The following is a 22,099-nucleotide window of genomic DNA, read 5'->3' on the forward strand; positions in this document are numbered from 1 at the left end:
TTCACGAGAGCAGAATACACTGTGAGTGCTCCATACTTCCCCGGGAGATCCCGTCCGTTGGTCAGCTCGTCCAGCACCAGAATAGCTATGATGTGAATCAGTGTCTCTCTGGGCTTATTTAGGCCTATTTGAGTCTGTTTGATTGGTTTGAACGGGCCCGGGTCTTTTCTTCACGCCGGTTGGAATCCCATAGCTCCTTATGCATCCAGCCTGCGAATACGAGCATTACGAGGGTCAGAATCAGAACATACTCCCTCATGATGCCCGATAGGCTGCCGTCCGTATTATATCCGAGAATGATGTTCAGCCGCCCCCACAACAGATTGAGACATAGCAGTGCTACGGCCCCGTAGGTAACCCATACACTCCGGAGATACAAATTATACGTCCGCAAGGGGCCTCGTCCCATAAAATACCTGCGGTAACGGATAACATAAGCAGTAAAAGCAATAAAGGCTATCGTTTCCAGTGTGATCAGTGTCAAGTCAACAATTTCCATGCAGATCATCTCCCCTTCTACCTAAGCCGGTACGGTGCAGATCAATGAGTCTCTCCAGATCATTGGATTCATACGCTTCCTGAATTTCGCCCAAGGTATCTATTTCATGCTTGACCCGGCTGGGCTTCATCTCGTGTTTTCTGAATATATCGAGGAGCTTCACTTGTTGACGACCTCCTCATCTTTAGGTTTCTTCTCCGCAGTGCCTCTCTCGATTAGCAGCTTGACGAGCGTACGGTTATATTCATTCAACTGCTTTTCGTTCTCTTCATCACGTTTCTGGTAATTCTGAATCACTTTCTCTTTGTTCGCAATTTGCTTAATACTCCAGATTAATGCAGTAGATAACAGGACATTTAGCACGACCGAACCATTGTTATTCACAAAAAGGCCAGTCAATGCACTGAAATCCATGGGTAGTCCCCCCGTTCCTATAATGTAATCTAGATTCTGTCATCAGAAATGAATGCGCCCTTACCCCCTGTCCACTTTTTCGCCACCAGCCATTACTACCGCTCCAATCACAACACCCTCATAGTAATCTACTCTTTCAAAAGCATTTCTGATTGGGTGCAGCAGTATATTGTTAGAGCGGGGGCGGGTGGGTGTGCGGATAGATGTCCGAACAATGAAATTGTCTCTTCAGTGAGTATCCATAACAAAAAAAACCTTGCCCGACCTGGCAAGGTTTGAAAAAGCGAATAATTAACATAAATACAACACTTATTCGTTTTTATTAACCATTATTTTCATCTATGTATTCTTCGAATTAACCGCTGAGACAGTGACAGAAACAAAGAAGATCACAACACGGCGGTCAGCTCGCATTGTGGGGTTGTTTAATTATCACTATCACCATTCCATAGTGAATCAAATTCATCATGTGTCAAAGTTTCTAAATGGGGGCTATGAACATGACCATTTGGGTCGATAATATATTTAACTGATGCTTCTTTATCAGAAATTACAAGTGTGTATTCATTTTCTGCAAAAAAGTCATTTGGCGCAATACTTACTATCACCAACCATACTGACCCATTGACACTATCAAACTCCGAATAGAATCTTATTGTACGCTCCAAGTTTTCTAAAATATCGCCTGACAGATCATACTTGCTCATATAATCTTTAGCTATACTTAATGCCATATTTGAGGTTATATTTGTTTCCATTGTATCCCCCTTCTCATTCAAAACCTTTCCATCCGGGTGGTGGCCACTCACCAGTTCGTAATTTAAATATATACTTTTGTGAAAACAAAATTTCTTCGCTTGTGTACAAATCTTTATTCTTCATTATCTGACTATACACAAACTCTTCTCTTTCTAAAGTTGTTAGTTTCAAATACTTCTCTTGTCCAAGTTCGAGCCATTGTTGTGCATGATATGATTCATGCTTTGCACTTAAGTATGTTGGCTCTTTTTTTAGCACAATTTGACCAGTCTTAGGATTGAATCCTCCGTCTGCAAAACTTGGCAATATTTTACCTTCACTATCAATAATCACTCTGATATTTTTTGCATTCATTTCTTTCGCAAACATTTTCAAATCACGTATACTAATCAATCTCTGTCCATTTGATGCAAATTTCACTTGACCACTAACAGGCATGTCTGCCCATTCTTTGTAATCAAAATTTCCCGTCCCCTCAATACCCTGCCCGCCCTTATCTTTACTGAATATATCCATCCCATTGTCAGCTGCATTTTTTGAAATCATCGGTTTCGGTAATTCGCCACCTGTAGATAGCAAGGACTTTTCCAAGGGACCCACCAACAACGACACTACTCCCAGACTGTTCAGCCAATGCTCTGCGGACCAGCTTTCTTCGGGGTGGAATGCCCCCTTCCCCATTTCTACTGTCCCGAGCGTCAACCAATCCGCAAACTTCTCCGGTGAATCCAACATATGATCCGCCCGCTCTTTGGCTTGCCTGTATATCCCTACGGGAAGATCGCCTGCAATGCCTAACGTTATCCAGTTGACAAAGTCATAGGGGGAATCTGTGGCTTTATCCGCACGGATTCTTAACGTATCCATGAAACCCGTCCCAATCTCTTTGAAACTGTCCAGCGATTTTAAGAAAGCATTTTTCGACTTCTCTGGCGCTTCCGGTTGTTCATCCGGCGCTTTGCTTTTAAACAGGTTATAGCTTTCTAATTGCGCAAATGAGGAAGTTAACCGGGCGACGTCTCCCCAAGCTTCTGCACCTTGGTTCGTCATCATATGTACGCCTAAATTGACCCCTGTAGCTATCATTTGCTTCATTGTAGCATGAATGCCTTCCAGCTGCCCCTTCGCCCACTTGCCCTGAACTCCATCTTCCATCCCCATCCGCAGCAGCAGTAGATACGCTTCATTCTGTACTAGAGGTACGTTACCAGACGTAATGGACGGATCATACTTACATGCCTTGACTGCAGGCTGCTTGAAGTAGACACTCAGATCCTTCCCCGCCTGGTACTGGACCTCATCCACTCCAAACGATTTCAGCTTCGCCCGTGCCTCTTCCGCCAACTGGTGCACCCTATCCATCTGCGCCTGGTTTCCAAATGCCTGGTACACGCCAAAAGCTGTCTGCGCCTTTGCGATCTGGTCCCGTGCTTCGTAGATATCCTTGAGCTTGCTTTGCACGGCAATGGAGTCCACTGTCCCCAGGCCGGACTGACTGTTCATGTCCAGAAGCTTCCGCACCATTGGATCGCTGTTCAGTTCATCCTTGCCGCTCAGGATCGCTATCGAAGAAATCAGGTTGGTTGATATCTTCTGGGCAAAGGCTGGAATTGGCAACCTTCCCGCGCTCCCGAACCCTGCTCCAAAACTTCCGAACATACCGCCAAAAATGCCGAACTGCTGGCTGAGCTGGCCCGCCTGACGCTTGCTTTCGTCCTGCACGTCCTGAACACCCTTCACCGCTATCCGAATGAGATCCTCAAGCTTCTCCGCCTCTACAGTCAGCTCGTTGATAAGCACCTGAGCTTGCAACCGGCCTGTCCCTATGGGTAGCCCGTCCCATTGGCTGGCCTGGCCTTTCAGTTGCAGGTACAACCGGTTCGTGTCTTCACTTACCTGGCTTATTTTCGTTTGCAGACGCCGGGCTTCATCGGCGTCAAACACCATTTTTCCAGCTGACATTCCTTCCCTCCAATTCTTTATACACTGCTTCATCGTTGGAAAGCTTATGTAAAACAAGAAGTTACTAATAAACTATATATCGGTTTTATTTTCCATTTAATCACTAGTTATCCTTACTTTTGAATTCTCAAAGCTAAAAAAAGGCTTCCCACAAGTTCATTGAACTCGTGAGAAGCCTCTAATTGTATTACCCTATGTGGGGAATTGAACTCCCCAACAGCTCCCCTCTTGCCTCAGCAAGGGTTGCAAAGCTGTCTTACATCATGCCGCCCATACCGCCCATGCCGCCCATATCAGGCATTCCGCCCTTTTCCGGTTCTGGCTTGTCAGCGATAACAGCTTCAGTGGTCAGGAACATTGCAGCTACGGAAGCCGCGTTCTGCAGAGCATAACGGGTTACTTTCGCAGGGTCAACGATACCCGCTTCGAACATGTTTACCCACTCATCGGTAGCAGCGTTATAGCCGATACCTACAGCTTCTTTTTTCAGACGGTCCACGATAACGGAACCTTCCTGGCCTGCGTTAGCAGCGATGGTGCGAACAGGTTCTTCCAGTGCGCGCAGCACGAGGTTAACGCCGGTTCTTTCGTCGCCTTCAGCTACTACAGCAGCAACAGCAGCATATACGTTCACAAGAGCAGTACCCCCACCGGATACGATACCTTCTTCAACCGCAGCGCGGGTTGCGTTCAGGGCATCTTCGATGCGGAGCTTGCGCTCTTTAAGTTCAGTTTCAGTAGCAGCACCGACTTTGACAACGGCTACGCCGCCAGCCAATTTAGCCAGACGCTCCTGCAGTTTTTCTTTGTCGAACTCGGAAGTAGTTTCTTCCAGCTGGGAGCGGATTTGGCTTACACGTGCATTGATATCCGCTTTGTCGCCGCTTCCGTCTACGATTGTAGTGTTTTCTTTGGTTACGCGCACTTGGCGTGCGTTACCCAGTTGCTCGATGGAAGTGCTTTTCAGATCAAGTCCAAGCTTCTCAGTGATCACTTGGCCGCCTGTCAGAGCAGCGATATCCTGCAGCATAGCTTCGCGGCGGTCGCCGAATCCAGGAGCTTTAACAGCTACTGCATTGAAGGTTCCGCGCAGTTTGTTCACGATCAGCATTGCCTGAGCTTCGCCTTCGATATCTTCAGCGATGATAACCAGCGGACGCGCCTGTTGAACGATCTTCTCAAGCAAAGGAAGAATTTCCTGAGTGCTGCTGATTTTTTTGTCAGTGATCAGGATGTACGGGTTCTCCAGAACAGCTTCCATTTTGTCCGTATCTGTAATCATGTACGGGGAAATGTAACCGCGGTCGAACTGCATACCTTCTACCACTTCAAGCTCAGTCAGGAATCCGCGGGATTCTTCAACGGTGATAACTCCGTCTTTGCCGACTTTTTCCATAGCTTCAGCAATCAGTTGGCCTACTTCTTCGTCAGCAGCAGAGATAGCAGCTACTTGTGCGATAGACTGGGAATCTTCGATAGGCTTGGAAATTCTCTGCAGTTCAAGAACAGCAGCTTTAACCGCTTTGTCGATACCTTTACGCATAACCATAGGGTTAGCGCCTGCAGTTACGTTCTTCAGACCTTCGCGGATCATGGCTTGAGCCAGAACTGTTGCAGTTGTAGTACCGTCACCGGCTACATCATTAGTCTTGGTAGCAACTTCTTTAACAAGCTGCGCGCCCATGTTCTCGAATGCATCTTCAAGCTCGATTTCTTTGGCGATAGTAACACCATCATTAGTGATCAGCGGGCTGCCGAATTTCTTCTCAAGCACCACGTTACGGCCTTTAGGTCCGAGTGTAACTTTAACCGCATTTGCCAAAGCATCAACCCCGCGCAGCATAGCGCGGCGGGCATCTTCACTGAATTTAATTTCTTTTGCCATTGTGTTGTTAACCTCCTAAAAGTTTTGTGTAGCATTCGCTTCATTAATTTCACTTCGTACAAAACTCGCTTCGAAAGCATAAACTTAAGTTTTGTGTATATAAGTAATCGGGTTCTAACTTATGAAAGGCTCTAACGGACTAGTCAAGAATCGCGTGAATGTCGCTTTCTTTCATAATCAGATATTCTTTGCCTTCGTATTTGATTTCAGTTCCGGCATATTTCGAGAAAAGCACACGGTCGCCTTCTTTAACTTCCAGCGCTACACGTACTCCGTCTTTCAAAGCTCCGCTGCCTACAGCGATAATTGTGCCTTCTTGCGGTTTCTCCTTGGAAGAGTCCGGAAGCACGATCCCGAAAGAAGTGGTTTGCTCTTGCTCGCTTGGTTCTACCAATACGCGTTCACCTAGTGGTTTAATCATGAAAAAATAGCCTCCTTTGAAATTATGTTGTTTACCTTGAAAACATAGATTGAACTGCCGGGAATCTTAGCGGTCCTTATGGCAATGTTGAGAATCAGCATACTTAAATGCCGTTTCGCCGGCCCATTCCCTATTTTCCACAGCGTTAGCACTCAACTGCTTGCAGTGCTAACAACAATTTTTATGATACTCAACTTGAAGACGGATTTCAAGTCCTTTTACGTAAAATCGTATTTGTTTTGGGGAAAATTATGGTTTCAGGGCTTGTCCGGCACACACTCTCTTACATTCTATCCACCAGGGGGCAAAATATGCCCCTCTTGTTACGTTTGCCATGACGCCGCATCATCACGGCCTTTGGTGCGGACATCCTCCAGACTGTTCCTAATAAACTCCCTGGCCAGTCCCGAAACACTGTCATTGTTATTTACTGCAAGTACGATCTCCTGTGTCAGGGGAGGCATAAGCGGAATGACAGATAGCTTGGGGCTTCGGCTGGAAATATAAAACTTTGGCAGAACGGAGATCCCCACATCCTCCTGAACCATAGCCTGAATCGTATTGATGTCTTTGACCTCTATCGTTACGTTGATGCAGGAATACCTGGACAACAGCAGATTCTGTAAATCCTCATCTCCCGGCATAATGAAGCAGCGCTCTCCAAGTTGGTCGATACTTAGGCTGCCCTCCTTACCCAGCGGGTGCTTCTCTGGCAGAATCACAACCATATCGCCCGTGATCAGAGGCACCGTGCAGAGCAGAGGGTCCGGGAACATGGTGACACCGACATCGATGATGCCACTTGTTATCCAGTTGTTAATTTCTTCAGAATCCCCTTCAAACAGGACAAGCTCCGCTTTTGGAAAAGACTGCTTGAAGGAAGCTGTCAACGCCGGAATAAACCGGCAGGCGATGTCCGGTGTAGCACCGATCCGCAAATTGCCGGAGTGCAGTTCTGACGCCAGCAGCGCCTCCTCTTTCATAAGCTGCTCTGTGCGGAGAATAAGCTCGGCATGTTGCAGCATATTCTCCCCGTCCCGTGTCAGAGCAATGCCTTGGTGGCTGCGGTGGAACAATAAGACTCCGAGTTCCTTTTCCAGACTCTGAATCATCTGCGAGACAGCAGATTGTGTAAACGCCAGGTTATCGGCTGCCTTGGTGAAGCTATTGAATTTCGCGGCTGCGGCAAACACCTTCAATTGCAGAATGGTCACAGGTTACCTCCCTACGGCAAGCTTCTGCCCGGTGCGTCTATTAGCAAATGCTAATTACGGTATTACAAACCTTAATTTCACGGTCCCCCGAAACGGCAGCTATACTGCAGATGTGTTAACTGCACCGGAAAGGGGCCCAAAAATAATGAAAAACCGCTCGCTCCAAAGCTTCCTGCAAAGTTATGATTCTGCAGTCTGGGTACAGTTTACCGGAACGGTGCTCAGCGCATTGACCATGTTCATGATACGGCCTTTTCTGGTGCTCTACCTTCATGAACGGATGAACGATGCCGTGCTGCTGCCCATCCTTATTGTAACACTTCAGCCTCTGTGCGGAATGGCCGCCGGAATAGGTGGAGGCACCTTGAGCGACCGGTTCGGCCGCAAACCGGTAATGATTGTTTCACTGCTGCTGCAAACCATCTCCATGGCTGGATATGCCGTGGCGGATAGCGTTGCCCTGTTTGCTCTGGCCTCGATGGTGAATGGTATCGGCTCTGCCTTGTTCGAACCTGCCGCCAGCGCCCAGGTTTCGGATATTGTAAAGCCGGAGCAGCGGGCGGAAGTATATGCCCTCCTCCATATGGCCCTGAATGTCGGAGCTGCCTTCGGACCTGCACTTGGACTAATGCTGTTTACATGGAATGTATCTGTCGTATTCTGGTTAGCCGCCCTGCTCCTGGGTATGTATTCGCTGCTGCTCTGGACACGTCTGCCCGCAGCTTTACCTCAAGTTTCCCATAAGACCGGCAGCAGGAAATCCCAGAGCAGCCTCTCCTCTTTCAAAAGCAGGGAAATGCGGATCATCCTTCTGCTGACACTGTGTTATCTGCCGCTGGGATTTCTATACGCCCAGGTAGATTCCACATTGCCTTTTCATCTCAAAACTCGATTCGTCAATTATAAAGCTATACTCGCCCTGCTTCTGACGTTCAACGGAATCACCGTCATTCTGCTCCAGTTGTGGATAGCCAAAGCGACTGCCCGCTTCACTGCCCAGAGGATGCTTGCCGTCTCCTATTTACTGTTTGCTGTAGTTGCACTAGGCTACGGCTTTGCCCCTTCGCTCCTGTTCCTTCTGACCGCAGAGCTGATGTTTTCTCTTGGTGAGATGCTGCACGGGCCGCATATCCGCAAGACAATTTCCGAGACCGCTCCAGTGGAACGGCTCGGGTATGCCTTTGCAGTCTTTGGACTAGGGCCGCAGCTATCGAGAATACTGGGGCCGCTGATCGGCGGAATTCTGCTGGGCCGGTGGGGAGGAGCCGTCCTTTTTACCATTCTGGCGGGCTCGTTCCTGGTTGTCGGCGGCTTGCAGTTTAAGCTTCTGCAGATGCGTGCTGCACTTCAGAACTGCAAAGGCCATCTGCCGGCTACAACTCCTCCGCCTTAATATAACGTGCTTCCCGCTGCGCATCCTCCGCCAACTGCCTCCGGTAAACGAACGCAGACAGAAATACACTGAATTCATACAGCACCAGAAGCGGAATTGTCACCAGAAAATCCGAGATGAAATCGGGCGGTGTGATCACCACAGCAATAAATACAAGCGCAAAATAAGCATACCGCCGCATCCGGCGCAGGCGCAGCGGATTGAGCACTCTCAGCTTGGTCAGGAACATGACAATCAGCGGCAGCTCGAAGAGCAAGGCCAGCGGGATCACCAGACTGAACAGGAAATTGAAATATTCGGCTATGCCGTATGTCTCCTCAAGTCCCATGCTGCGTGTAATCGAGATTGTAAAGGACAAGGCCATAGGAAATACGATGTAATAGGCAAAGGCTACGCCCAGAATAAACAGAACGAACACATACGGCACATAACGCAGCGCTGCGCTGCGTTCAACAGGCCGGAGGCCCGGGCTGATGAAGGCCCACAGCTGAAAGACAATAAACGGCACGGAGAACGCCAGTGACACGGCCATGGCAATCTTCATGTACATGCCGATCCCGTCCCAGAAAGAGAAGGCATGCAGCACGAATCCCTGGGCAGGGTCAGCACTGATAAGATACAAATAGATCGGTTTGGCAACGAACAATCCGAGTACAAGTCCGGCTGCAAATACGATCAGCACGTAGATAAGCCGTCTGCGCAGCTCGGTCAGATGATCGACCAAAGACATTTCTTCCGCTTCCAGAGACATGACTGACACCACCCGAAATGACATATAAAATGGCTATATAAATTAAATTCAAGGTATTTCAATGAAGATGCCACCGTAACTACAGAGAACATTTGGACTTCCGGCCGCTGTTGCCCCCAGATTTCTTAATTTAAACCGCTTCTAGCGGTGGAAATACGGTGACAAAGGCGGTTGCTACGCTCCTACAGTTCCAAATTTCCCTTCCGTTACTCACATCTTATTTGTCATTTTTAATTAAATTTATATAGATTAGAGAAAAAAGGAGCGCCGCCCCAGTCTGAAGCAGACCTGGGAAAGACGCCCCTGCGTAAGTGGATGGAAATTATTCCGGCAGACGGCGGTCCTGCGGAAGTTCTGCTGCTACAGTCTGCGGAGCCGGAGGAGCAGGTGCTTCACTCTTCCGGGCCGGTTCCGGTTCATTAATGATCTCCCGCGCCCCGTCCTTGAATTCACGGAAGGTACGTCCGACTGCCCGCCCAAGCTCAGGAAGCTTATTCGGGCCAAAGAGCAGGAGCGCCAAGATAACCAATAGAATAATTCCGGGTGCACCAATACCATTTAGCATTACTGTTTCCTCCCATCACTCTATCCGTTCATGATATCGTTAACGATAAATTAATAATACCATAACTTATATCACACATCCATCGTCTAGAGTGACGAATCATGCGGAAGTTACCGGAGCATGAGCTGTTATTGGCGGTATTGTCCGGTAACCATCAGCAAGGCTTCAGGCAGCTGATCCATAATAGCCGCCAGGTTCTCATGCACACCCTTAGGATTGCCGGGCAGATTGACAATCAATGTCCGGCCGCGGATGCCGCAGATTCCCCGGAACAGCATCACCGCCCGGTTCTTCTGCATCACTGTGCTGCGCATCGCCTCGGAGAGTCCAGGGACTTCACGTTCAATGACACGCCGTGTAGCCTCCGGTGTAACGTCGCGGATCGCCAGATCGGTTCCTCCGGTAGTCAGCACCAGATCCGCCTGGAAATAATCCGTCAGTTCAATCAATGCAGCAATAATCTCATCCTGCTCATCGGGTACGATCCGGTATTCTACAATCTCGCCTCCAAGCTCTTCTTCCACCAGTTCCCGAATAACCTGGGCGCTCGTGTCTTCCCGTTCGCCTCTGGCCCCTTTATCGCTGGCCGTCAGGATTGCTGTTTTCCACGCCATAGGTTGTCCCTCCCTCTCTATGTACTATGTAAGTCCGGCTGCTTGATACAGCCGCTGCCCGCACCTTCAGCGTAAGTCTCATGCTGTTAGCTATTCTTCCTCCAGCGCGTAATCGCCATTCTTGCCGCCGCTCTTGGACACCAGCAGGGTAGGTCCGATAATCATATTCTTCTGCAGCGCCTTGCACATGTCGTATACGGTCAACGCCGCTGCTGAAACTGCAGTCAGCGCCTCCATCTCCACTCCGGTTTTGCCGGTAGTCTTGACGGTTGCTTCTATATATAGTTCATCTTTGCTGTTATCCGAGAAGCTGATATCCACCCCGGTAAGTGGCAGCGGATGGCACATCGGAATCCAGGCGGAGGTCTGCTTGGCAGCCATAATTCCCGCAACCTGGGCTACGGCGAGCACATCTCCCTTGCTGATTCTGCCCGCTTTAATGGCGGCAAGCGTCTCCGGGTCCATCTGCACCCGGCTTCGCGCCGCCGCTGTCCGGCTGGTGACTTCCTTCTCGCTCACATCCACCATGCGGGCTCTGCCCTGTTCATTGAAATGAGTTAACTCCATGTCTTCCTCTCCTTCCGGCAGTCCCAAATGCCGTTCTCCGTAATCAGCACATCCATTAAGGCATCATGCTCTTCCAGCGGCACTTCAGGCACCAGCTGCAGGCTAAAAGCCAGTCCCACCCACAGGGGCCTGGCGGCAGATTCAGGAAGCTCTGCTTCCCAGGCTGCCCGCAGGCGGTCATAGTAGCCCTGCCCATAGCCGAGCCGTCCGCCGCGCAAGTCGAAGGCCAGGCCGGGTACGAATACGGCATCCGGCAGGCCGGATCTCTCACTCTTGCCGGCGTATAAGCCGGGTCCGGCTATTTCTGTTACTGGCTCCGGTATACCGTAAGCTCCCGGAGCAAGCTCTTCCCAGGACCGGACCGGATGGATGCTCAGGACTCCGCTCTCCCGGATGACCCTCGGAAGCAGCACTTCATGTCCTCTGGCCCAAGCCTCAGCCAGCAGTGGGCGGCAATCCAGCTCAGAGCGGAACGGGGCATAGGCAAGCAGTGAATCCCCTTGCTCCTGAGAGAACCAGGTCAAGGCATGACTGCATACCAGAGCAGACAACCGGCCTCTCTGTTCCACGGATAGTCCGTCCCGGAGAGCGGCCTTCCCGGCCCGCAGCTCACGCTTCCGGAGAGCAAACCGCATGCTGCTGTCCTGCATAGGCAGCCGCCTCCTCTTCAACATGTTCCTAGCTTATCATAGTTTGTAAGCTCAGTTTACCACTCTTCTCCCCGGTTCGCCAAGGCTACGGCATTTACATTGTTAGAGGAATGTTCTGCGCACTGTCTTTGACCGCCCCGCCGTGAAATGCCGGGAGCCCGGACAGCTGATCTGCCGCCGTCAGGGCCCTCAGGAATGATGCAGCCCCCTCGCGCGGCAAACCTTTTTCATGTAAACTAAAGAATAAGATTATTACAAGCCGGGCGTAATGAGCCAAGGCGAATATGCAAGGGCGGAGGTTTCATCAGAATGCTTCTTCAAGCGACAGGAATTTCGAAATCATATGGAATACAAAGCGTGCTGGACGGCATCAGCCTGATGGTCAATGAGAAGGAAAGAGTCGGTCTGGTAGGCGTCAACGGGGCCGGCAAGTCCACCTTCCTGCAGATTCTCGCAGGCGAGATGTCGTATGACAGCGGACAAATTCATAAATCCAAAGAAACCACAATAGGGTATCTGGCCCAGAACAGCGGCCTGCAATCCGATAAAACTATTCAGGAAGAGATGCTCGCTGTTTTTGCGCCGCTGCTTGAGGCGGAGGCGGAGCTGCGGCAGCTGGAAACGGATATCGCTGATCCGGCGCTCGCGGAAGATCCGAAGCGTTATGAGGATCTGCTCGAGCGCTACGCCAGACGTTCAGACTGGTTCAAGGATCATGGCGGCTACGAGATGAACACGCGGATTCGCAGCGTCCTGCATGGTATGGGCTTCGGGGAATTTGCACCCGAGACCCCGATCGCTACGCTCAGCGGCGGTCAGAAGACACGCCTGGCACTGGCGCGCATTCTGCTGCAGGCTCCTGATCTGCTTATGCTTGATGAGCCGACCAACCATCTGGACATCGAGACGCTCACCTGGCTGGAGGATTATCTGCGCGGATATCCCGGCGGTATCCTTGTGGTCTCCCATGACCGGTATTTCCTCGACCGTCTGGTCACGACCATAGTGGAAATTGAGCGGCACCAGTCCCGCAGATACACAGGTAATTACAGCCGCTATATGGAGCTTAAGGCAGCGGAATATGAGATCCGCATGAAGCAATATGAGAAGCAGCAGGACGAGATTTCGCGGATGGAGGATTTCGTACAACGCAATATTGTGCGGGCTTCCACCACCAAGCGGGCACAGAGCCGGCGCAAGGCACTCGACAAAATGGAGCGCATCGACCGGCCGCTGGGCGATCTGAAGAAGGCCAGCTTCTCCTTCGAGCCTGACTTCATGTCCGGCAAGGAAGTGCTGCAGGTCCGCGAGGTTGCAGTAGCTTTTAACGAAGGGGCTGCCCCGCTGTTCCGCAATGCTTCCTTTGAGCTTAGACGCGGCGAGACAGCGGCGCTGATCGGTCCGAACGGTATCGGCAAGTCCACGCTCCTGCAGTGCATGACCGGCACCCGTGAACCATCCGCCGGAACGGTCAACTGGGGAACCAAGGTGAAGATCGCTTACTATGATCAGGAGCAGACGAGGCTGAATCCGCGCAACACCGTTCTGGAAGAGCTGTGGAGCGAGTACCCCATGCTGGAGGAAGCACGGATCCGCACCATTCTCGGCAATTTCCTGTTCAGCGGCGAGGATGTCCTGAAGAAGGTGGCGGCACTCAGCGGCGGCGAGAAAGCACGGGTAGCGCTATCCAAGCTGATGCTGCGCGGAGCCAACATGCTGATTCTCGATGAGCCTACCAACCATCTGGATCTGGTCAGCCGTGAGGTGCTGGAAGCGGCACTGATTGATTTTGAAGGCACATTGCTGTTCATTTCCCATGACCGTTATTTCCTGAACAAAATGGCTGAGCGGGTGCTCGAGCTGCATCCTGGCGGTATTGATCAATATCTCGGTAACTATGACGACTATGTCGAGAAAAAAAGTGAACTTGAAGCCATTGCCGAGGAGGAAGCGGAGCTTGCCGCCGCCAAGTCCTCCCGGAATGCGGACAGCGAGGCTGCTGTTGCCGAGAAAGGGACCTCGCTCTCTTATGAAGCAGACAAACAGGCCAAGCGTGAGGAGCGCAACCGCCAGCGGAGGATCTCTGACCTTGAGGAGAATATCGCCAGGCTGGAGGAAGCCATCTCCGGGATTGAGCATGAAATGACCAAACCTGAGGTTTATCAGGATTACCTGGCGCTTCAGGAGCATGAAAGTGATCTGAAGGACAAGAAACAGCAGCTGGCAGATTTATTTAGCGAATGGGAGAAACTGGCTGACGAATAATGTAAAGGCAGTAAAAAAATAAAATTCAACTGTTTCCGATTTGTTCATAAATAGTTATCCACAGCGCCATCCACAGTTTTCGTGCATAACTCCTGTTGAAAAATAGCCCTCCGGGGCTTTTTTTATGCGTAAAATCGCTATTTTCCTTGTCAAGGACTTTTTATCCACCGAATTATCCACATTATCCACAGTTTTCACAAAAATGATTCAAGGCATAACCTTCTGTTTATGGCCTTCGAAAAAAAGGCGTTATTGCTGATTTTACACGGTTTTTACACAACTCGTGCGGAATATGTGGATAACGTTGTCCACAGCTTGACAAAACCCGCAATGGATCAAAATTTGTTGATTAAGGGATAAAAGCAGGACCGTTGTTCCTCTTTCTGTTATTGGTGAAAATCCGGAGACTGCCGATGCTTCCGAAGTACACTTTCCTGCAGAAAAAAATTCTGGCGGACGTTGCCGCGACTACACTTCCCCTTCAGGTGCATGAAAGGGCGTTGATGGGCCTCCACTCTGCATAATAATTTAGGTGGATTAACGTATCTTAATTTGGCTGTTTTGGAGCGTTTGAGATCATTAAGTGGATAAACGTCATTTAAATTCATGCATTCCCTCAAGTCTGGATATTTACAGCCTATTAAGTGCTGATTATCCAACTGTTTCCCGGCAAGAGCTCCTCAGTTCATAAGCAAGTGGAGAAAATCCAACTGTTTCCGGCCGCCGGCGCCAGCCAGCGCCGTGCCAGCTTCTTGCATCGCTTCTTCGGAGTTATCCGCTAAAAAAACGCGCCCCGCCGTGTCTGAGTGACATCGGCAAGACGCGTCCGTGAAGTGTCTAATGCTGCATTCCGGGTAATGCTTAGCCGTTCACCGCAGCTTCCGTTTCCGGAGAATCCGCAGCCGATTCTGACAGCAGCGCTGCATTGCAGGCGGCGATATAAGCGATTCCCGCTGCCATCACGATATCGTGATGGATGGCCGTGCCGCGGAATTTGGCGTCCTTCCATTCCACCATAACGGCAGCCTCAGCCTGAGCATCCCCGCCGCTGCCCAGGGAGTGCAGCTCCAGACCGTCGAAGCGGATATCCTCAGCGATCCCTTGCCCGATGGCGGCAATGATCGCTTCCAGCGGACCGTCTCCGGTGCTGGTGTGCGTGGTTTCTGCGCCGCTCTGCAGGTGGCGCACCGATACGGCGGCTACGCGGCGCGGCGCGCTGCCTGCCAGGACCTGCACCTCGCCGAGCGCATAGACCTGCGCCTGCTGCCCGGTGGTGCTGCTGACCATCCGCAGCAGCTCATCATCGCTGACGGCCTTCTGGCGGTCAGCGGTTTCCTTGAAGGATTCATAGAGCGCGTCCAGCTCCGCTGAATCCAGGGCAATCCCGTACTTCGCCGCGCGGTCCTTCAGCGCATGCCTGCCGGAATGCTTGCCGAGGATGATCATGCTGCGCGGGATGCCCAGCCGCTCCGGGTCCATAATCTCATACGTGCTGCGGTCCTTGAGCAAGCCGTCCTGGTGGATGCCGGATTCATGCTGGAACGCATTCCGGCCGACGACCGGCTTGTTGAAGGCGATCGGGAAATGCATCGCCCCGCTGATCATACGCGAGGTATCGTACAGCTTCTCAAGCCGGATGCCCGTCTCAGCACCGATAGCATCACCCCGTGTTTCCAGCGCCATAACCAGCTCCTCCAGCGCACAATTGCCGGTCCGCTCGCCCACTCCGTTGACAGTGACCTCAATTTGTGTGGCACCGCCGGCAATCGCCGCCAGGCTGTTCGCCACGGCCAGCCCCAGGTCGTTATGACAATGGGCGCTATAGATGACCTTGTCGCCGCCCCGCGCACCGAGCCGCACACGCCGGAACATCTCCCCGTATTCCTGCGGCAGCGCATAACCTACCGTGTCGGGCAGATTAATAATGGTTGCACCTTCTTCAATCACCGCCTCGACCATCTCAATCAGATCATCGATTCCCGTCCGTGCAGCGTCCATTGCGGTGAATTCCACCACATCGCTGAACTGGCGGGCATAGGCTGTCATTTCGCGTGCGGCGGCAACTACCTCAGGTCTGCTCTTACGCAGCTGATGGCGCAGGTGAATGTCAGAGGAGGAGATGAACAGATGAATCCGCCGCCGCTCCGCATCCCGCGTTGCCCGCACAGCAGCATCGATATCCCCTTTGACCGCGCGGGCGAAGCCGCAGATCTCTACGCCCTGAATCTTGCGGGAGATGGTCTCTACCGCTGCAAAGTCACCCGGACTGGATACGGGGAAGCCCGGCTCCATGACATCCACGCCCAGTTCGGCCAGCTTGCCGGCCAGAATGATCTTCTGCTCCGGGGTAAGGCTAGCCCCCGGGGCCTGCTCTCCGTCACGCAGAGTCGTATCAAAAATCTGAATTCGTTTCTTTACCGGAATAATCATTGTTCATCCTCCTCAAATTGGGTTCATACAGCCAGCCTGCCAGATCAACTTCAAACAACACAAAAAACCGCCGTCTCTAATTAAAGAGACGGCGGGTCACCCCTCCGCGGTACCACTCTTTTTGACGCATAGGCTCCTGAACCTCATTCCATTCAGGCAGCCCAAGCTGCGTCCAGCTCCGCTTCATATCTCCCTGCTCCCGTAAGGGTAGCCTGGGGGATACGAACAGTCCGGTAACGGGGACATCCGTAACGGCGTACTTGAAGCTCTTTCCGCCGTTCCGCTCACGGGCGAGATTCGCCGGCCTCCGGTGACTGCGTCGCACCACCCGCAGCTCTCTGTTCACCTTGGCCGTCTACTGCTCCCGTTCATTGCGTGTAATTCTATGAGTGCCTATACCAGCGCACAAAAAAACCTGCCGTCTCATTCAAGAGACGACAGGTTGTTCACCCTCGCGGTACCACTCTTGTTGATACCCGGATCAGCAACTCTTCTGCTGCGCCTGCGGTATCCACTCAACAACCCTCTTACGGAGGTCAACCGTAACGGTGTACGAAAGGGCCCGGTCTACATTCTGCACCGGCCAGCACTCCCTGTTCAAGGAGTTCCCTGCTTCCACCGCTCCGCTCCCGGACGAGTTCAGGTCTCCTTCGACTGCGTCGCACCCGCCCGCAGCTCTCTTATCCCGGAGTTTCCTTACTGCTTCCAATCATCGCGTTTGTTCAAATATAAGATTCATGAATTGAACTGATTATACCCGGCTTCTCCAAAAGAAGTCAATAGGCAGATACAGACCATTTCTCCAGCGAAAATCCGGGATCGGCGACCATATCCAGCGGAATCCCGCCTTCATGCTTCCATTTCACATAGGCAGCAGCCCCGATCATCGCTGCGTTATCCGTGCAATATACCGGCGGCGGGATGATCAGTTCGATCCCTTCTGCAGCGCATCTCAAGGTCAGCGCTTCACGGAGGCCCTTGTTCGCAGCCACCCCTCCGCAGAGCAAAAGCTGCCCTGCGCTGAACTCACGTACGGCACGCACAGCCTTCTCGACCAGTACCTCAACAACCGATTCCTGGAAGCCGCGGGCGATTCCGGCCACATCCGGCTCCAACCCCTTCATCTTGCTCTGATTCACCGCGTTGAGCACCGCAGACTTCAGGCCGCTGAGGCTGAAGTCATACGAACCCGGCTCCAGCCATACACGCGGCAGCGGGAAGGCTTCTTCTGCTTCCCGCGCCAGCCGGTCCACATGGGGACCGCCCGGATAAGGAAAGCCCAGCGCCCGGGCCACTTTGTCGTAAGCTTCGCCGACAGCATCGTCCCGGGTGCGCCCGATGATCTTGAACTCACCTTCCCGTTCCATCAGGACCAGCTCCGTATGACCGCCGGATACCACCAGCGTCATATTGGGATACTGCAGTTCCTTGACCAGCCGGTTGGCATAGATATGGCCGGCAATATGGTGGGTGCCGATAAGCGGCTTGCCCCAGGCCAGCGCCAGGCTTTTGGCCGCCACGACACCGACCAGCAGCGCACCGACAAGCCCCGGGCCCTGGGTGACCGCTACTGCCGTCAGGTCCTGCGGCGAGATTGCCGCCGCGTTCATGGCTTCCTCAATAACCAGCGTGATCACCTCTACATGCTTGCGGGAGGCCACTTCAGGCACCACGCCGCCGAATGCCCGGTGGGTCTCAATCTGGCTGGAGATAATATTGGATAACACTTCACAGCCGTCTTTGACTACAGCTACTGAAGTTTCGTCACAGCTCGTTTCAATGGCAAGTATATATACAGGCTTAAGTGCGCCCGTTCCTGTCTTCATTTCAAGTCCACGCTTCCTTCCGTCAACCCTTGCTCCCCGTACTCCGGCAGATCCGCCCACATGATGAGCGCATCCTCGCGGTTGTCCGAATAATAACCCTTGCGGGTGCCGGCAGGACGGAAGCCTTTTTTGCGGTATAAATTCTGGGCCACCTCGTTCGAGACCCGCACTTCAAGTGTTATGGATTTCATCCCGAGATACGCCGCCGTCTTCATCAGCTCGTCCAGCAGCCGGTCTCCCCATTTACGTCCCCGGTAGGCCTCCAGCAGCGCAATATTCGTCACATGCGCCTCATCGACAATCGCCCACATCCCGGCGTAGCCGATGATATGCCCGGAAAGCTCCATTACCATATACTTAGCAAAATGATTATGGCTCAGCTCGTTGCGGAACGCTTCCTCCGTCCACGGCATTGTGAAGGCTTCGCGTTCAATCACAAGAATCTCCGGGATATCCTCAAGCCGCATCAGGCGAAAAACAAGCTCAGTCCCCTGATCTTTTCCTGGTTCCGATACCGTCATCCTTTATTCAGGCTCCCTTCACTGCTCCGTCGGAGATTAGCCTCCGCTTCGGTAAGCTGCGTATAATTGGGAATCAACACGTGAATATCTGCGCTTTCCTCATAGCTGCCCGCTTCGGCCAAGAATCCGGTCCAGCGGCCTTCGAGTTCGTAAGGCAGTGCCTGAACAATGCCTGCTCCGGCTAGCGGGGCCAGCGATTCTGCACTTCCATGCAGTGCCGTGTCCCCGGTGAACCATAGGGTGCCCGGCAGCATACCTTCCGCTGCAGCGTCCTTCAGCCGCTCTCCGAGCTCCTGCACCCAGTCTGCCATCAGACGGATGGCATCAGGCGCCAGCCGCTGCGGAGGGTTGTCCCCGTCCGCTGCAAAAAGCGCAGTGTAGGCTTGTCCACGGCGCGCGTCGATCAGCGGGATGATCCAGTCCGGACCCGTTGTCCCGTTCGCGGACGTCACATCAGCCTGTCCGGCTTCCTGCTGGAGAGCCGCGGCATGATATCCGCCCCACGCCAGCGCATGCAGACTGGACACCCCGGTGACCGGCACGTTCCAGGCCCAGGCCAGCGTTTTGGCTGCAGTTACAGCAATCCTTGTCCCGGTATACGATCCCGGACCGACACCGACTGCAATTCCGCCGATCATGTCTGCCGCCGTAGCCGAGGCCTGCAGCGCCTGCTCAATAATCGGCAGCAGATGTACCGAGTGATTCCGTTCCCCGGAAGCATTAATCTCATGCAGCAGCTCCCCGTTCCCGGTAACTGCCACCCCCAGCACAGCCGTTGATGTATCCAGCGCCAAAAACCGCTTGCGCGGCTCATTATTCAGATTCGTCATGTTTCTTTACCCCACTTCTGGATCAGCGCCCGGCACACTCCGCCGTAAGGCTCCCCGATTCCGGTTACCGTAATCTCCCGCTTCTCCGGGCCGGAAGACTTCAGCTCTATATGCAAATGCCGCGGCGGCATCAGGTCCGTAATGATACTGCTCCACTCCACCAGGCTTACTCCCTGGCCGTAGAAATACTCTTCCAGCCCCAGCTCATCCGCTTCCTGGAGGGAAATCCGGTATACATCCATATGATACAGCGGCAGACGGCCCTCATACTCTTTGATAATTGTAAAAGTAGGGCTGTTCACAATCCCCTCCACACCTAAGTGGCGGGCGTAGCACTGCGAGAACGCGGTTTTGCCTGCGCCCAGATCCCCGTCCAGGCCGATCACCATCCCCGGCTCCGACACGGCTGCGATGGCGGCTGCAAGCGCCTCAGTGTCCTGAAGGCTGGAGGAACGGTAAGTAAACACCGTTTCAATATTATTGTCCAAAACTGCAACTACCACCTTTTAGAAAATATAAGAAAGTATATGTTTTACGTTATACTTTATCCTTCTATTTCTCGCTGAAACGGATACCGTCCTTAAAGGACGGCGTAGCCGTTTCTACTTGATATCCCTTAACGGTTAACAATACTTTTAATTATATCGGTATGATACTTGCACCGCAACAGGCCGCTGTTATCTGTACATGGAGCCCGTGTACAGAGCCCGCTGCACAGATTCTCATTATGTAATCTTCCCTCCGGCTGCAGGTACTTCTGCTCCTCCGCACCGCTTCTCTGTCCCGGAAGCCGCTTCTCCCGGATGCCGGGAGAACAGACTGTGCAGCGCCATGCCGGCAATAATGACCGCAATCCCGGCCCATGACAGGAGAGACGGCAGCGGGGAAGCCAGAATCAGCATCTCACCCAGCAGGGCAAACAGCACCTCCAGGGACTGGGTCGCCTCAACTGCCGCCAGGCCGCTCATGCTGCCCCGGACCATATCCGTAGCCCGGAAGAAGAGTACGGTAGCCACTATCCCCGAAGATAGGGCAACGATCACGGACTGGCCCGCTTGCGAGGACGACGGCAGGCCCGCATCTGCCAGGCCATATACTGCGACTGCCAGCCAGAAGGGCAGGCTGGCCAGCGTCATCCCTAGAATCCGCTGGAACACATCCAGCCGGTCTCCGCAGAGCTCCATCGTCTTGCGGTTGCCCAGCGGATAGGCGAATGAAGCAATAAGTACCGGAATAATGCCCAGCAGCAGCTGGGATGGAGTCAGCTGGCGCGCATGTTCCACTTGCAGCAGCGCTACTCCGGCCAGAATGATCAGGGACAGGAGCAGCCCGCGGAGCGGGATTTTACCTCTTATGTATACAGAACCGGAAGGCCCGCTTACCCATTGTCCGAAGAATGGAGCGAGCAGCGAGCCCGAGATAATCGTGATCTGCCAGGTCCCCGCCGTCAACCAGCCGGGTGCATATGCAGCCGCGAAGCAAATAGGCGCATAGAACAGGCCGAAGCCGACCGTCCCCCATAACAGCCAGGCCCCCGGACGTTCTCTCATCGCAGCCAGCAGCGGCCTCAGCCGCCCTCTTCCGGCCACAAGGGCCAGCAGAAACGGCAGGGTAAAGAAATAACGCAGCGAGGCGCTCCAGGCCCAGCTTCCTCCCGCAAGCTCCATCCTACGGTTAAGCACAAACGTTACCGCAAAAAACAGCGCCGAACATACACCAAGCAAAATGGGACGCACGCCTATCATCTCTTTTCGTCAAAATTCTTCCCCCAAATATAGGGGGTTATGGCGTCCGCCGTCAACCTTTGTGTCAGCTCTAATATGATCTTTTTGCCGGATGACGCTCTGGCCAATTTCTGGCGGATTTAAAGAGACATCCCCCTTTATGTTCACCAACCAGCCCCCTCCAGCACATTGTACTCGGTTTTTCGCATACATTTGGCTCGGTTACCCGCGCCGTAGCAACTTGCTCATCACATAATTTCTAAACTACAAAAAAACCGGCTGATCGGATACCTCCTCAACCGGTTTTATATACTCTTATTATCTGCCTAATCCGTTCTTATTCGTTCCTATCCGTCCTTACTCACTCTACCTCATCAGGCCTCTGCCTAGGTAGGCATCAACCGATCTAACTTTCCTGCTCCTCCAGCCGGTCTACACCAACGGTCCGTGTATTATCCGGCCGGGAGCCTACTTGTACAGTGGCCATGCCGTTATCGGCATCCACATGCTCAATCCATACCGGTTCACCATCGAGATGGACAGCAATTCTATCCTTGGAGGCGTAAATATCCCCCGCACGTTTCACATCCATTTTGTCGCCTCCCTATTCATCCTCATCTTCTGCAGAAAGTTCGCCGATGGTTGCATCAGCATCCAGCAGTCCGGCTTCGCCGTACAGCTCCTCTTCCCCGGGCTCCGCAATAATGCTCTCCCAATCGACAGCCTCTGCCGGGATATCCTGCTCGGACAGGACGTCGCTCCAGTTGTTCCGCTCTTTTTCCATAACGGCCTCCCTTAGCATGACTATC

The 22,099-nt window shown here is 52.6% G+C and carries 24 protein-coding genes and 1 other annotated feature; of the genes, 3 read left to right on the forward strand and 21 right to left on the reverse strand.

Features of this window, described 5'->3' with window-relative positions:
* Nucleotides 1-124 precede the first annotated feature (124 nt).
* From MHI42_RS14910 to MHI42_RS14945, 8 genes are all read right to left on the reverse strand, one after another.
* The gene (locus MHI42_RS14910; protein ID WP_171717499.1) at nucleotides 125-499 is read right to left on the reverse strand and encodes a hypothetical protein; all 375 of its coding nucleotides are present in this window, start codon (nucleotides 497-499) and stop codon (nucleotides 125-127) included.
* The gene (locus tag MHI42_RS14915; RefSeq protein ID WP_156118540.1) at nucleotides 486-662 is read right to left on the reverse strand and encodes a hypothetical protein; all 177 of its coding nucleotides are present in this window, start codon (nucleotides 660-662) and stop codon (nucleotides 486-488) included. The genes MHI42_RS14910 and MHI42_RS14915 overlap by 14 nt, the downstream gene beginning before the upstream one ends.
* Nucleotides 659-913: a hypothetical protein gene (locus MHI42_RS14920; protein WP_039302090.1), complete on the reverse strand. Its 255-nt coding sequence runs from the start codon at nucleotides 911-913 to the stop codon at nucleotides 659-661. The genes MHI42_RS14915 and MHI42_RS14920 overlap by 4 nt, the downstream gene beginning before the upstream one ends.
* A 425-nt stretch (nucleotides 914-1,338) precedes the next feature.
* Nucleotides 1,339-1,671: a hypothetical protein gene (locus MHI42_RS14925; protein ID WP_342424300.1), complete on the reverse strand. Its 333-nt coding sequence runs from the start codon at nucleotides 1,669-1,671 to the stop codon at nucleotides 1,339-1,341.
* A 13-nt stretch (nucleotides 1,672-1,684) separates the two neighbouring features.
* Nucleotides 1,685-3,634, reverse strand: a complete 1,950-nt coding sequence (locus MHI42_RS14930; RefSeq protein WP_342424301.1) for a zincin-like metallopeptidase toxin domain-containing protein — start codon at nucleotides 3,632-3,634, stop codon at nucleotides 1,685-1,687.
* Between the two features lie 256 nt (nucleotides 3,635-3,890).
* A complete protein-coding gene (gene groL / locus MHI42_RS14935) occupies nucleotides 3,891-5,519 on the reverse strand; it encodes a chaperonin GroEL (RefSeq protein ID WP_039302101.1) in 1,629 nt (542 codons plus the stop codon).
* Between the two features lie 139 nt (nucleotides 5,520-5,658).
* Complete coding sequence (gene groES / locus MHI42_RS14940; RefSeq protein WP_039302104.1) at nucleotides 5,659-5,940, reverse strand: co-chaperone GroES; 282 nt, start codon at nucleotides 5,938-5,940, stop codon at nucleotides 5,659-5,661.
* Nucleotides 5,941-6,263: 323 nt separating this feature from the next.
* Nucleotides 6,264-7,154, reverse strand: a complete 891-nt coding sequence (locus tag MHI42_RS14945) for a LysR family transcriptional regulator (RefSeq protein ID WP_342424302.1) — start codon at nucleotides 7,152-7,154, stop codon at nucleotides 6,264-6,266.
* A 145-nt stretch (nucleotides 7,155-7,299) separates the two neighbouring features.
* Between MHI42_RS14945 and MHI42_RS14950 the strand changes: the two genes are divergently transcribed.
* Entirely contained in the window at nucleotides 7,300-8,547 is a 1,248-nt protein-coding gene (locus MHI42_RS14950) for an MFS transporter (protein WP_342424303.1), read from the forward strand.
* Here MHI42_RS14950 and tatC read toward each other — a convergent pair.
* From tatC to MHI42_RS14975, 5 genes are all read right to left on the reverse strand, one after another.
* Nucleotides 8,528-9,298: a twin-arginine translocase subunit TatC gene (gene tatC / locus MHI42_RS14955; protein ID WP_342424304.1), complete on the reverse strand. Its 771-nt coding sequence runs from the start codon at nucleotides 9,296-9,298 to the stop codon at nucleotides 8,528-8,530. The genes MHI42_RS14950 and tatC overlap by 20 nt on opposite strands.
* A gap of 322 nt (nucleotides 9,299-9,620) precedes the next feature.
* On the reverse strand, nucleotides 9,621-9,863 hold the full coding sequence (gene tatA, locus MHI42_RS14960; RefSeq protein ID WP_171717504.1) for a twin-arginine translocase TatA/TatE family subunit: 243 nt from the start codon (nucleotides 9,861-9,863) through the stop codon (nucleotides 9,621-9,623).
* Between the two features lie 128 nt (nucleotides 9,864-9,991).
* Nucleotides 9,992-10,477 carry a MogA/MoaB family molybdenum cofactor biosynthesis protein gene (locus MHI42_RS14965; protein WP_039302112.1) on the reverse strand — a complete coding sequence of 162 codons (486 nt, stop codon included), beginning with the start codon at nucleotides 10,475-10,477 and terminating at the stop codon, nucleotides 9,992-9,994.
* A 90-nt stretch (nucleotides 10,478-10,567) separates the two neighbouring features.
* Nucleotides 10,568-11,044, reverse strand: coding sequence for a cyclic pyranopterin monophosphate synthase MoaC (gene moaC / locus MHI42_RS14970; RefSeq protein WP_342424305.1), 477 nt, complete (start codon nucleotides 11,042-11,044; stop codon nucleotides 10,568-10,570).
* Nucleotides 11,035-11,694 carry a 5-formyltetrahydrofolate cyclo-ligase gene (locus MHI42_RS14975; RefSeq protein WP_342424306.1) on the reverse strand — a complete coding sequence of 220 codons (660 nt, stop codon included), beginning with the start codon at nucleotides 11,692-11,694 and terminating at the stop codon, nucleotides 11,035-11,037. The genes moaC and MHI42_RS14975 overlap by 10 nt, the downstream gene beginning before the upstream one ends.
* A gap of 309 nt (nucleotides 11,695-12,003) precedes the next feature.
* Here MHI42_RS14975 and MHI42_RS14980 point away from each other — a divergent pair, with 309 nt between their 5' ends.
* Nucleotides 12,004-13,959, forward strand: coding sequence for an ABC-F family ATP-binding cassette domain-containing protein (locus MHI42_RS14980; RefSeq protein ID WP_342424307.1), 1,956 nt, complete (start codon nucleotides 12,004-12,006; stop codon nucleotides 13,957-13,959).
* 644 nt (nucleotides 13,960-14,603) lie between these two features.
* The gene (locus MHI42_RS14985; RefSeq protein WP_342424308.1) at nucleotides 14,604-14,741 is read left to right on the forward strand and encodes a hypothetical protein; all 138 of its coding nucleotides are present in this window, start codon (nucleotides 14,604-14,606) and stop codon (nucleotides 14,739-14,741) included.
* A 79-nt stretch (nucleotides 14,742-14,820) separates the two neighbouring features.
* On the opposite strand, the gene MHI42_RS14990 is transcribed toward MHI42_RS14985, so the two are convergent.
* From MHI42_RS14990 to MHI42_RS15025, 8 genes are all read right to left on the reverse strand, one after another.
* On the reverse strand, nucleotides 14,821-16,389 hold the full coding sequence (locus MHI42_RS14990) for a 2-isopropylmalate synthase (protein ID WP_342424309.1): 1,569 nt from the start codon (nucleotides 16,387-16,389) through the stop codon (nucleotides 14,821-14,823).
* Nucleotides 16,390-16,470: 81 nt separating this feature from the next.
* Nucleotides 16,471-16,770 (reverse strand) — a binding site (T-box leader).
* A 395-nt stretch (nucleotides 16,771-17,165) separates the two neighbouring features.
* On the reverse strand, nucleotides 17,166-18,215 hold the full coding sequence (tsaD, locus tag MHI42_RS14995; protein WP_342424310.1) for a tRNA (adenosine(37)-N6)-threonylcarbamoyltransferase complex transferase subunit TsaD: 1,050 nt from the start codon (nucleotides 18,213-18,215) through the stop codon (nucleotides 17,166-17,168).
* Nucleotides 18,212-18,736: a ribosomal protein S18-alanine N-acetyltransferase gene (gene rimI, locus MHI42_RS15000; protein WP_342424311.1), complete on the reverse strand. Its 525-nt coding sequence runs from the start codon at nucleotides 18,734-18,736 to the stop codon at nucleotides 18,212-18,214. Before rimI ends, tsaD begins: the two co-directional genes overlap by 4 nt.
* Nucleotides 18,733-19,566 (reverse strand): tRNA (adenosine(37)-N6)-threonylcarbamoyltransferase complex dimerization subunit type 1 TsaB, encoded by an 834-nt coding sequence (tsaB, locus tag MHI42_RS15005; RefSeq protein ID WP_342424312.1) that lies wholly within the window; start codon nucleotides 19,564-19,566, stop codon nucleotides 18,733-18,735. Before tsaB ends, rimI begins: the two co-directional genes overlap by 4 nt.
* A complete protein-coding gene (gene tsaE, locus MHI42_RS15010) occupies nucleotides 19,563-20,042 on the reverse strand; it encodes a tRNA (adenosine(37)-N6)-threonylcarbamoyltransferase complex ATPase subunit type 1 TsaE (RefSeq protein ID WP_342424749.1) in 480 nt (159 codons plus the stop codon). Before tsaE ends, tsaB begins: the two co-directional genes overlap by 4 nt.
* A gap of 249 nt (nucleotides 20,043-20,291) precedes the next feature.
* Nucleotides 20,292-21,311, reverse strand: coding sequence for a multidrug resistance efflux transporter family protein (locus MHI42_RS15015; RefSeq protein ID WP_342424313.1), 1,020 nt, complete (start codon nucleotides 21,309-21,311; stop codon nucleotides 20,292-20,294).
* Between the two features lie 385 nt (nucleotides 21,312-21,696).
* Complete coding sequence (locus tag MHI42_RS15020; RefSeq protein WP_171720496.1) at nucleotides 21,697-21,882, reverse strand: H-type small acid-soluble spore protein; 186 nt, start codon at nucleotides 21,880-21,882, stop codon at nucleotides 21,697-21,699.
* Between the two features lie 12 nt (nucleotides 21,883-21,894).
* Complete coding sequence (locus MHI42_RS15025; protein ID WP_042134045.1) at nucleotides 21,895-22,074, reverse strand: hypothetical protein; 180 nt, start codon at nucleotides 22,072-22,074, stop codon at nucleotides 21,895-21,897.
* Between the last annotated feature and the right edge of the window lie 25 nt (nucleotides 22,075-22,099).

The sequence above is a fragment of the Paenibacillus sp. FSL E2-0178 genome, assembly GCF_038593005.1.
Taxonomy (GTDB): Bacteria; Bacillota; Bacilli; order Paenibacillales; family Paenibacillaceae; genus Paenibacillus_AQ; species Paenibacillus_AQ phytohabitans.

Bases quoted from the DNA above. Each gene is read 5' to 3' on its own strand.
- tsaB (WP_342424312.1), bottom strand. From the start codon at position 19,566: ATGACGAATCTGAATAATGAGCCGCGCAAGCGGTTTTTGGCGCTGGAT.
- tsaD (WP_342424310.1), bottom strand. From the start codon at position 18,215: ATGAAGACAGGAACGGGCGCACTTAAGCCTGTATATATACTTGCCATT.
- MHI42_RS14980 (WP_342424307.1), top strand. From the start codon at position 12,004: ATGCTTCTTCAAGCGACAGGAATTTCGAAATCATATGGAATACAAAGC.
- MHI42_RS15015 (WP_342424313.1), bottom strand. From the start codon at position 21,311: ATGATAGGCGTGCGTCCCATTTTGCTTGGTGTATGTTCGGCGCTGTTT.
- groL (WP_039302101.1), bottom strand. From the start codon at position 5,519: ATGGCAAAAGAAATTAAATTCAGTGAAGATGCCCGCCGCGCTATGCTG.
- MHI42_RS14965 (WP_039302112.1), bottom strand. From the start codon at position 10,477: ATGGCGTGGAAAACAGCAATCCTGACGGCCAGCGATAAAGGGGCCAGA.
- rimI (WP_342424311.1), bottom strand. From the start codon at position 18,736: ATGACGGTATCGGAACCAGGAAAAGATCAGGGGACTGAGCTTGTTTTT.
- MHI42_RS15020 (WP_171720496.1), bottom strand. From the start codon at position 21,882: ATGGATGTGAAACGTGCGGGGGATATTTACGCCTCCAAGGATAGAATT.
- MHI42_RS14925 (WP_342424300.1), bottom strand. From the start codon at position 1,671: ATGGAAACAAATATAACCTCAAATATGGCATTAAGTATAGCTAAAGAT.
- MHI42_RS14930 (WP_342424301.1), bottom strand. From the start codon at position 3,634: ATGTCAGCTGGAAAAATGGTGTTTGACGCCGATGAAGCCCGGCGTCTG.
- MHI42_RS14975 (WP_342424306.1), bottom strand. From the start codon at position 11,694: ATGCAGGACAGCAGCATGCGGTTTGCTCTCCGGAAGCGTGAGCTGCGG.
- MHI42_RS14920 (WP_039302090.1), bottom strand. From the start codon at position 913: ATGGATTTCAGTGCATTGACTGGCCTTTTTGTGAATAACAATGGTTCG.
- tatA (WP_171717504.1), bottom strand. From the start codon at position 9,863: ATGCTAAATGGTATTGGTGCACCCGGAATTATTCTATTGGTTATCTTG.
- tatC (WP_342424304.1), bottom strand. From the start codon at position 9,298: ATGTCTCTGGAAGCGGAAGAAATGTCTTTGGTCGATCATCTGACCGAG.
- MHI42_RS14950 (WP_342424303.1), top strand. From the start codon at position 7,300: ATGAAAAACCGCTCGCTCCAAAGCTTCCTGCAAAGTTATGATTCTGCA.
- MHI42_RS14990 (WP_342424309.1), bottom strand. From the start codon at position 16,389: ATGATTATTCCGGTAAAGAAACGAATTCAGATTTTTGATACGACTCTG.
- MHI42_RS14910 (WP_171717499.1), bottom strand. From the start codon at position 499: ATGGAAATTGTTGACTTGACACTGATCACACTGGAAACGATAGCCTTT.
- moaC (WP_342424305.1), bottom strand. From the start codon at position 11,044: ATGGAGTTAACTCATTTCAATGAACAGGGCAGAGCCCGCATGGTGGAT.
- MHI42_RS15025 (WP_042134045.1), bottom strand. From the start codon at position 22,074: ATGGAAAAAGAGCGGAACAACTGGAGCGACGTCCTGTCCGAGCAGGAT.
- groES (WP_039302104.1), bottom strand. From the start codon at position 5,940: ATGATTAAACCACTAGGTGAACGCGTATTGGTAGAACCAAGCGAGCAA.